The sequence below is a fragment of the Streptomyces sp. NPDC002623 genome (assembly GCF_053592635.1).
In genome coordinates this window covers 1-9,408 of the sequence record NZ_JBSFWB010000087.1, presented here as the reverse complement: position 1 = coordinate 9,408, position 9,408 = coordinate 1, and the positions used below count along the sequence as shown (strand labels likewise).

11 protein-coding genes are annotated in these 9,408 nt (G+C 70.1%); 4 read left to right on the top strand and 7 right to left on the bottom strand.

Annotation, left to right across the window (positions count from 1 at the left end):
• The 7 genes from ACWD4O_RS48450 to ACWD4O_RS48420 all read right to left on the bottom strand — a co-directional run.
• Positions 1 to 377: oxidoreductase (locus tag ACWD4O_RS48450; RefSeq protein ID WP_451289545.1), on the bottom strand; the 377-nt coding region annotated here is incomplete at its 3' end.
• A gap of 183 nt (positions 378 to 560) precedes the next feature.
• Positions 561 to 1,079: a MarR family winged helix-turn-helix transcriptional regulator gene (locus ACWD4O_RS48445; protein ID WP_451289544.1), complete on the bottom strand. Its 519-nt coding sequence runs from the start codon at positions 1,077 to 1,079 to the stop codon at positions 561 to 563.
• A gap of 133 nt (positions 1,080 to 1,212) precedes the next feature.
• Positions 1,213 to 1,719, bottom strand: a complete 507-nt coding sequence (locus ACWD4O_RS48440) for an SDR family NAD(P)-dependent oxidoreductase (RefSeq protein ID WP_451289547.1) — start codon at positions 1,717 to 1,719, stop codon at positions 1,213 to 1,215.
• A 141-nt stretch (positions 1,720 to 1,860) separates the two neighbouring features.
• Positions 1,861 to 2,544: a class II aldolase/adducin family protein gene (locus ACWD4O_RS48435; RefSeq protein ID WP_451289543.1), complete on the bottom strand. Its 684-nt coding sequence runs from the start codon at positions 2,542 to 2,544 to the stop codon at positions 1,861 to 1,863.
• Positions 2,541 to 3,278 carry an SDR family NAD(P)-dependent oxidoreductase gene (locus tag ACWD4O_RS48430; protein WP_451289542.1) on the bottom strand — a complete coding sequence of 246 codons (738 nt, stop codon included), beginning with the start codon at positions 3,276 to 3,278 and terminating at the stop codon, positions 2,541 to 2,543. Before ACWD4O_RS48430 ends, ACWD4O_RS48435 begins: the two co-directional genes overlap by 4 nt.
• Positions 3,279 to 3,408: 130 nt before the next feature.
• Positions 3,409 to 4,284, bottom strand: coding sequence for a VOC family protein (locus ACWD4O_RS48425; protein WP_451289541.1), 876 nt, complete (start codon positions 4,282 to 4,284; stop codon positions 3,409 to 3,411).
• The gene (locus ACWD4O_RS48420; RefSeq protein ID WP_451289540.1) at positions 4,281 to 5,504 is read right to left on the bottom strand and encodes an oxidoreductase; all 1,224 of its coding nucleotides are present in this window, start codon (positions 5,502 to 5,504) and stop codon (positions 4,281 to 4,283) included. Before ACWD4O_RS48420 ends, ACWD4O_RS48425 begins: the two co-directional genes overlap by 4 nt.
• A gap of 295 nt (positions 5,505 to 5,799) precedes the next feature.
• Here ACWD4O_RS48420 and ACWD4O_RS48415 point away from each other — a divergent pair, with 295 nt between their 5' ends.
• Genes ACWD4O_RS48415 through ACWD4O_RS48400 form a run of 4 tightly spaced genes read left to right on the top strand, consistent with a single transcriptional unit; the run spans position 5,800 to position 9,051 of the window.
• Complete coding sequence (locus tag ACWD4O_RS48415) at positions 5,800 to 6,600, top strand: 2-keto-4-pentenoate hydratase (RefSeq protein ID WP_451289539.1); 801 nt, start codon at positions 5,800 to 5,802, stop codon at positions 6,598 to 6,600.
• A 14-nt stretch (positions 6,601 to 6,614) separates the two neighbouring features.
• The gene (locus ACWD4O_RS48410) at positions 6,615 to 7,397 is read left to right on the top strand and encodes a 2-keto-4-pentenoate hydratase (protein ID WP_451289538.1); all 783 of its coding nucleotides are present in this window, start codon (positions 6,615 to 6,617) and stop codon (positions 7,395 to 7,397) included.
• A gap of 1 nt (position 7,398) precedes the next feature.
• Complete coding sequence (locus ACWD4O_RS48405; RefSeq protein ID WP_451289546.1) at positions 7,399 to 7,608, top strand: tautomerase family protein; 210 nt, start codon at positions 7,399 to 7,401, stop codon at positions 7,606 to 7,608.
• 3 nt (positions 7,609 to 7,611) lie between these two features.
• Positions 7,612 to 9,051 carry an aldehyde dehydrogenase gene (locus ACWD4O_RS48400; protein WP_451289537.1) on the top strand — a complete coding sequence of 480 codons (1,440 nt, stop codon included), beginning with the start codon at positions 7,612 to 7,614 and terminating at the stop codon, positions 9,049 to 9,051.
• Positions 9,052 to 9,408 lie beyond the last annotated feature (357 nt).

The window sequence follows — 9,408 nt, the reverse complement described above, 5'->3', positions numbered from 1 at the left end:
GCGGCCACCACCGAGGGAGCCACGGAGCTCACGCCGTCGGGCAGCAGACTCGGGTGTCCGATGCGGCCGGTGTGCATGAGCTGGGCGAAGATCACCCCGCCCTGCTCGTGCACGGCGTCGGTCACCCGGCGCCAGGCCTCCACCTGCGCGTCACTGTGCAGACCGGGGGTGTTGGGGTAGCCCTGTCCCACCACGCTGGGCTGGATGCCCTCGGAGACGATCAGGCCTGCCGACGCCCGCTGAGCATAGTAGACGGCCGTCGCCTCGGTCGGCGCCTGACCAGGGCCGTAGGCGCGGCTGCGCGTCATCGGCGACATCACGATGCGGTTGTTCAGCGTCGCGCCGGCGAGGTCGAGGGAATCGAATGGACTGGTCACGGAAACCCCAAATATGGTCGGCCAATCAATCCCTTCCGACTATACATTGGCCGACCAAGTACATCATTCGGAGGCGCGGGACGCGATTGGATTCGACGCGCGCTGCACCGACACGCCCGGCCGGCGGGCGGCCGACGAAGCGTGCAGGCCGGACGCGCAACTCTCGTGAGCACCGACTCGGCGTCAGGCGTCGGGTGTGCGGTTCGTGGCGCTGGCAGCGTCGGCAGCGGGCGGCGGAGTCGTGAGGTTCGCCTCGATCCGGGCCAGCACCTTCATGGCCTGGCGGTACTCCGCTTCGGTGAAGCCGGCCGCGGTGACCCCTTCCAGGTCGGACCATGCCTTCCTGACCTGGTCACGCAGGGCCTGGCCCGCGCGGGTGGCGCTCACGACGACTGCCCGACGGTCGTCGGGGGACGGCTTGCGGGTGACGAAGCCGGACTGTTCCAGGCGCTGCAGCATCTTGGTCACGGTCGACGGATCCAGGCCGAGCGTCTTGATCAGGTCCGCCTGACGCTGCTCGCCGCGCTCCCACAACTGCATCATCAGCAGCTCCTGGCCCGTGTACAGGCCGGTGTCGCGCAGCAGACTGCCGGCCATGATCCGATGCACCCGGGCCGCCCGGAAGAGGGCCTCGCTCATGGGGGCATCGGCCACGGTCGGCACCGCGCCTTCTTCACCTTGTACCGAATCGGCCCGCGGCATGGCTGTCGATCCTCCTGGCAGATAGGTCACGCCCCCGACACCGGCACTGGCAGTGCACTGGCACTGACACTGGCCGTCTCGCTGGGGACTCATATCACCCACCATTGTATTGGTCAGCCAACGGAACAGCGGATCAGCGGTAACCGGCAGTCCAGCCGCCGTCCACGGAGATGTTCTGTCCCGTCACCCAACTCGATTCGTCGGAGGCGAGGTACAGCGCGAGAGCGGCGATGTCAGGCCCGGTTCCGATCCGCTGGATCAAGTGCATGTTGAGCATGTACTGCTGGCCGTTGTCGTCAACTGCGGCGTCGGTCGCCGGTGACGCGACGAAGCCGGGAGAAATCGTGTTGGCTCGGATACCGTCGGGTGCGCCTTCCGCAGCAAGGGTGCGAGACGGTGAAGTCAACAAAGGGGATGAATGGGGTGAATGCGAAGCCCGCCGCGTTGCTGTAAGCACGTCGATGCCGCCAAGGCTCGCCGCGGCGTCCTCCACCCGGGCGCGGGCCGCGTCGGGGGCGGCGAGGTCGACGGTCTGGGCGCGGACGCCGTGGCCCTGTTCCGCCAACTTCCGCGCGGTGGACTCGGCGGCCCCCTGCACCGCGTCACAGCCGACGATCCGCGCACCCTCCTGCGCGAACAGCTCCTACGCCGCCGCTCCCTGCCCGCCTCCCGCACCAGTGATCAGGACCCCCTTAGCGGCAAGACGATTCCCGGCGCTCACGGTCGTTTCCATGCCGCTTCCTTCCTCGGAACAAGCACGCAGAGCCGATGATGGGGGGAGTCACACTGTCCCGGCGGTGCGTCGCAGATGCGCCCACAGCCGGTCGAGCAGCGGCGGGGCGGCCGTGCGCCACGCCGTGATCTCGTCGGGGCTCAGCGGCTTCACCGGACCGGCGCCGTGCGCGGCGAGGTGTACCCGGCATGCGGCGTCGAGCAGCCACATGCGGGCCACGGCGTGCCCGGGGGCGGTCCCGGTGGTGATGCCCCCGTTGCCGCGCAGCACGAGCGCGTCGGCCTCGCCGAGCGTGCGGGCCGCGTGTGCGGCGCGGTCGGCGGAGCGCAGCAGTCGGGCCTCGTCGTGGACCGGGACCGAGGCGCCCAGCCACGCGGCCTGGCCGTGCAGGAGGGAGATCCGGTCGGTGACGGCGCCGGCGGCGAGGACGGCTTCGGGCTGGGCCCGGGCGACCGCTGTGACGTCGGGCCGCGCCCGGTACACGGCCAGGTGCCCCCAGGCTTCGGGCGGTGCCCCGGCGGGCAACGTGTCGGCCGCCAGGGGGATCTCGACCAGTTCGTCCGGGGCGACCAGGTCCAGTTCCTTCGGCGGTGTGATGAGCACAAAGTCGCCGCGGCGCACCGACACATGCCCGAACGCCGTGACCAACCCGAGGCCGGCCAGTACATGAGCGGCCTCGACCAGCGCGGTCGCGACGCCGGTCGTCGAGGCCGTCTCCCCCACCGTCGTCATGACCGCACGAGCCCGCCGTCGACGTACATCGTCTGGCCCGTGATGAACGCGGCGTCGTCGGAGACGAGGAACGACAGCATGCCGGTGAGGTCCTCGGGGACCTGCACCCGGTGGATGGCCTGCAGCTGCGGGACCACGTCGAAGAACTCCGCCGGCCCGGCCTCGGTCGTGGCCGTCCGTACGAGGCTGGGCGCGATGGCGTTGACCGTGATGCCCGCGTCGGCGAGGTCGGTGGCCAGGCCCCGGGTGAAGCCGATCACGGCCATCTTGCTGGCCACGTAGTGCGTGAAGCCGGGTATGACGAGGCTGACGGAGTTCGACGTCATGTTGACGATCCGGCCCCAGCCCCGCTCCCGCATGCCCGGCGCGAACGCCTTCGCCGTGTGGAACAAGGCGTCGACGTTGAGCGTGAACACCGCACGCCACTGCTCGAACGTCATGTCCTCGAACGCATGGTTCGGATAGATGCCCGCGTTGTTGACCAGGATGTCGGTGCCCCCGAACTGTTCCGCGACCTCCTCCTGCGCGGCCGCCACACTCGCGGGGTCGGTGAGGTCGGCCTGTACGGCTATCGCCCGCCCGCCCGCATCGGCGATCTCCTTGACCACCGCGGTGCCGTCCGCCCGGTCGAGCACGACGACAGCGGCACCCTCCGCCGCGAGCCGCAGCGCGTGAGCGCGGCCGATACCGGCGGCGGCTCCTGTGATGACGGCCGTCCGGCCTTCGTGTCGCATGAGAACTCCTCTTTCAGACGCACTGCACAATGTGTATACAGATCACTCATGAAGGGTGGGTTTTCGAGCCGGAGTCAGCACCCAGGCACGGAGCCGTTTGGTCGCGTCTGCGTACGCAAGTGCATCCCCCTCAGGGGAGCTGCGGCTGCGTCGACGGGCGGGACACCGGCCCCTGCCACATGTCGAGGGAGGCGGATCGGGCGGAGTCGAAGGTCCGCACCACCCAGCTGTCCTCGTCGATCTTCTGACCGCCCGTGGCGTACTCGTACGTGATGCCCTCGGGGCCGCGGAAGTAGAGGAACACCGAGCCGGACGTGGGGTGCTTGCCCGGCCCCATCACGATGTCGACGCCGTTGTCGCGCAGGAAGTTCCAGTTGCGGAAGATGTCGTCGAGCGTGGCCGTCTGGAAGTTGACGTGGCACAGCCCGGGGCCGTCGCCGCGGAACACCGCGAGCTTGTGGTGGACCTTGTCGATCCGCATGAGGCAGGCGTTGTCGCCGATCCAGTCCGAGACGCGGGCGTTGAACGTGGTGGACCAGAACCGGTGGGCCTCGCGGACGTCGGGCGCGTCGAAGCACATGTGGCCGAACTCGCTGATCCCGGACGACGGGCGGGTCAGCCGCACCGGCTCGGCCATCGTCTCCTGGCCCGTCACCAGCTCGACCCGGTTGCCGAAGGGGTCGTCGAACCCGATGAACCGGGTGACGTGCCGCGACCGCGCCTCGTCGGCGTCGCCGCGCGCGACCCGGAACCCGCGCTGCTCCAACTCGGTCTCGGCCTGGGCGAGCGCGTCCTCGTCGGCCACGGTGAAGGCGGACGCGATGACCCCCGAGGGGCCCTCGACCAGGGCCAGGGAGTGGTGCCTGCCGTCGGCCCGCAGGTACGCGATCCCGGGCTCCCCGGTGTCGATCCGCTGCAGACCCACGATCTCGGTCGCGAAGTGTGCAGCCTTCTCCAGGTCGGCGACGCCGGAGCGTACGTACGCGATGTCGGTGAGCGTGATCACGAGTGGGCCCTCTCGCCGTAGCTGTCGTCGTTGTCGTGACTGTCGTCGCCGTATCCGAGGTAGCCGCGTTCGACCGTCTCGGCGGGCCAGCTCTCGCACACCGCTCCGGTGAGCTGGGTGCGCAGACAGCGCGCGGTCGCGCACGAACAGCTCCGTACGGCGTCGAGCGCGCCGCCGGACACCTTGTGCGGCCAGTCCGGGTCGGTGAACAGCGGTCGCGCCAGTGCGATCGCGGAGACGCGGCCCCGTTCGAGCACGTGTACCGCGGAGTTCGGGTCGCCGAGCCCACCGCCCGCCACGACCGGCAGCCGGGTGGCCTGCGCCAGCGCCGCATTGTCGGCGACCGCGTAGCCGGGCCGGTTCATCAGACCGGCGTTGTCCGGCAGTCGCATCGTCTCGAAGGTGGTGGGGATGCCGAACAGGAAGTCCGCGCCGGCGTTCTCCAGCAGCGGGGCGAGGCGGACGGCGTCGTCGAGCGTCCAGCCGCCCTCGACCCGCTCGTCGCTCATCAGATGGACGCCGACGACGAAGTCCGGGCCGGTGCGGCGCACCACCTCGCGCACGGCTTCCAGCGCGAAGCGCACCCGTCCGTCGAAGTCGCCGCCCCAGCCGTCGGTGCGCCGGTTGGTGCGGGGCGAGAGGAATCCGGAGATCAGGAAGCCCTGCGCGGCGTGCACGTCGACGCCGTCGAAACCGGCCAGTTCACAGAGCCGCGCGGCCCGGCCGAAGGCCTCGATCGTGTCCTGGATCTCCTCGGGGGTGATCTCCTGCGGGGTGACCACCCGGCCGGGCGTCAGCTCGAACGGCACCGCCGACGGAGCCAGTCGACGACCGCTCTCGTACACGTCCCAGGGACCCGCGTAGCGGCCGGCGTGCACGAGCTGGACCATGGCGAGCGCGCCGTGGCGGTGGATCTCGTCGGCCAGCTGACGCAGGCCGGGCAGCCGCCGGTCGTCGTCCACCAGGTTCTGCAGCGGCATCTGCCGCCCCGACACGTTGATGGCGAAGTTCTCGGTGATCACCGTGCCGGCACCGCCCTGCGCGCGGCGGGCGTAGTGCTCGACCTGCGGGCGGGTGACGAAGCCGTCGGCGTCGCCGTAGCAGACCGACATCGGCGCGTGCACGATGCGGTTGCGTGCGGTCCGGTGACCCAGCCGCAGAGGTGTGAACAGGGAGGCGAAGACCGTGTCGCTCTTCCGCAGCTCCGGGACACTTGTCATCTCGGTTCCTCCAAGTGCGGCACGTCGGTGTGCGCACGTCGCGGTGTGACATCCCCGCGCGCCCTCCCCGTCCCGCAGGCCGGCGTCAATGTCGCCGTAACCACTGCGCAACGAGAAGCTCGCGCTTCGCCAGAGTGCATACACTTTCGGAAGATGTCAACGCCTTGACTGGGCGGGGCCAAAGTGTACACAGTTTAGGCAGACGGAGGTCGGGCGCCCGAGAGTCGTACACAGACGCCTCCGGCCGCGTACGCCACCGACGACGCACTCGGAGTCGCGAGCAATGAGGTGACTGATGGACACGGAAACACGGTCGGAGGCGGCGCGGGCCCTGCTCGGCGCCCACCGCACCGGCGAGCCGATCGAGCCCCTGACCGAACGCTTTCCGGGCCTGGACGTGGACGACGCGTACGCGATCCAGGCGGCGCAGGTCGAGCAGTGGGTGCGTGACGGCGCAATGGTCAAGGGCCACAAGATGGGGCTGACCTCGCCGGCCATGCAGCGCCAACTCGGGGTGGATCAGCCCGACTTCGGCCACCTGATGGACACGATGTTCCACCTGGAGTCCCTGCCGATCGACCCGTCGGCGTTCCTGGCACCGCGGGTGGAGCCGGAGATCGCGTTCGTGCTGGGAAAGCCGCTGAGCGGCCCCGGGGTCACCGTGGCCGAGGCCGCGGCGGCCGTCGACTTCGTGATGCCGGCGCTGGAGATCATCGACACCCGCATCCGGGACTGGAAGATCACCCTCGCCGACACGATCGCGGACAACGCGTCCTCGGGCGGAGTGGTGCTGGGCAGCACGGCCCTGCCGCTGTCCGAGGTGGACCTCCGCCGGACGGGCGGGGTGCTGTACCGCAACGGCGAGATCGTGGGCACCGGCGCCCTGGGCGTGGTCCTGGGCTCCCCGTTGAACGCCCTGGTGTGGCTGGCCAACACGCTCGGCGCCCGGGGCGTGACGCTCCGGGCCGGCCACGTGGTGCTGCCCGGTTCGATCACCGCGGCCGTCCCGGTGACCGCCGGTGACGTGGCGACGGCAACGTTCGCCGGCCTCGGCTCGGTGACGGCCCGGTTCTCCAAGGAAGGCACAGCAGCGTGACGGGAAACGGCGGCATGAGCGAATGGAACGTGGACAGGGCCGCGACGGCGCTCGCGGACGCCGAGGCCGGGCGGACCGACCGCGGCCCCATCACCGACGAGTGGCCCGGCCTCGACCTGGCGACGGGATACCAGGTCCAGGACGAGATCCTGCGCCGCAAGATCGACGCCGGCGAGCACATCGTCGGCGTGAAGCTGGGCCTGACCTCGCGGGCGAAGCAGCAGCGGATGGGGATCGACTCGCCGCTGACGGGATGGCTCACCGACAAGATGGTGCTCCCGGCCGGCACACCGCTGGTCACCGGCGAACTGATCCATCCGCGGGTCGAGCCGGAGATCGTGTTCGTGCTCGGCGAGCGGCTGAGCGGACCGGCCGTGACCGCGGCCCGCGCGATGGAGGCCGTGTCGCACGTGTACGCGGGCCTCGAAGTGATCGACAGCCGCTACACCGACTTCCGGTTCACGCTGCCCGACGTGGTGGCCGACAACGCCTCGTCGTCCCGGTTCGTCATCGGCTCGGTGGCGCGCAAGCCCTCCGAGCTGGACCTGGCCCTTGAGGCGTGCCTGCTGGAGGTCGACGGCGAGGCGGTGGACTCCGCCACCGGCGCGGCCGTACAGGGGCACCCCGCCGAGGCCCTGGCACTGGCGGCGAACTCGCTGGCCAGGCGCGGGCTGGCGCTGGAGGCCGGGTGGCTGGTCCTCACCGGCGGTATGACGGACGCGGTGTTCACCCGGCCCGGCAGCGCGATCGCCGGCCATTTCACCAATCTCGGCTCTGTGATGATCGGATGTGAGTGACATGCCGCTGGTGGAGATCACGTTGACCGAGGGCCGTGCCCCGGAGCGGATCCGGGCCCTGCTGGCCGAGGTGCACCTGGCCGTGCACAAGGCCATCGACGTACCGGAAGCATCTATTCGAGTGGTGGTCCGCGAGGTGCCGCCCGCCCACTGGTCCGCAGGCGGACAGACGCTCGCCGAGCGCGCCGCGGCCGCGAACACCGGGAGCTGAACCGTGGAATCCTTCGGCCACGTCATCGACGGCAAGGAGACCGAGTCGGACTCCGGCTCGACGTTCCCCTCCGTCGACCCCTACACCCGCGAACCGTGGGCGGAAGTGGCGCTCGGCGACAAGAGCGACGCCGACCGCGCGGTGGAGGCGGCACGCAAGGCGTTCGACTCGGGGCCCTGGCCCCGGATGGGACACGGCGAACGCGGGCGGATCCTGCACCGGCTGGCGGACCTGATCGAGAGCCACGCCGACGAACTCGGCATGGCGGACACCCGGGACATGGGCAAGCCGATCACCCAGTCGCGCGGCAACGACGTACCGCGCGCGGCGTCCAACTTCCGGTTCTTCGCCGACCACGCCCGCCTGTCCACGGCGGACACCCTGCCGATGGACACCGGGCACCACGCCTACACCCGCTTCGAGGCCGCCGGCGTGGTCGCCGCGATCGCTCCGTGGAACTTCCCGCTGATGCTGGAGACCTGGAAGATCGCCCCGGCCCTGGCCTGGGGCAACACCGTGGTCCTCAAGCCCGCCGAGGACACCCCGGCCTCCGCGACGATCCTCGCGAGGCTGGCCCTGGAGGCCGGGATGCCCCCGGGCGTGCTCAATGTCGTCCACGGGTACGGTCCCGACTCCGCGGGCCAGGCGCTCACCGAGAACCCGGCCGTGGACCGCATCACGTTCACGGGCGAGTCCGGCACCGGCCGGATCATCGCCGCCGCCGGGGCACGCAATCTCACCCCGGTGAGTCTGGAGCTGGGCGGCAAGGGCGCGAACGTGGTGTTCGCCGACGCCGACCTGGACACGGCCGTCGAGTGGTCCATCAAGGCCATCTTCACCAACACCGGACAGGTCTGTCTGGCCGGCTCCCGGATCTATGTGCAGCGCGCCATCCACGACAGGTTCCTGCGGCGGTTCACGGCGGCGGCCGACGCGCTGCAGATCGGCGACCCGAAGCTGACGTCGACCGAGATCGGGCCGCTGGCCTCGCAGGAGCACCACCAGAAGGTGCGCGGATACGTCGACAGCGTGGAAACCGAGGGCGGCACCATCGTCACCGGCGGCCCGGGCGACGGCTGGACGGTCAGGCCGACCGTCGTCACCGGCCTCGGCCAGAACTCGCGGCACGCCCGGGAGGAGATTTTCGGGCCGCTCGTGGTGGTCATCCCGTTCGACACCGAGGAAGAGGTGGTCGGACTGGTCAACGACAGCCGTTACGGACTCAACGCGATGCTCTTCACCGAGAACCTGCACCGCGCGCACCGGGTCTCGGCCGCCGTGCGCGCCGGAACGGTCTGGGTGAACTGCTTCTTCATCCGCGACCTGCGCGCGCCCTTCGGCGGGGTCGGCGACTCCGGCATCGGGCGTGAGGGCGGGAACTTCAGCCGCGAGTTCTTCACCGAGCCGAAGGCCGTGGTGATGCAGATCCGGCCCGAGGGCTAGGTCGTGTCGTTCGGATCACGCCCGGGCCGTGAGGTGCGCTGCGCGCTCCCCCGCGCCCGCGTGATCCAGACGCCGAACCCTGGGCGACTGGGGCGGCAAAATAATTTGGCAGCTGTTGGGAATAGATCCGAGGTGGCGTACGCTGAGACTTAATGATTGGCCGACCAACTAATCCGGTCGATCGCCGCACCATCCATTCGCACCAGGAAGAGGCCCACTCATGACTGCTGAGACTGTCGCACCGTTCACCCCCGAGAACTCGGCGATCCTCCTCATCGACCACCAGGTCGGCACCATGAGCTGGGTCGGCTCCATCGCCTTCGAGGAGATGAAGGCCAACGCCCTCGCCCTGGCCAA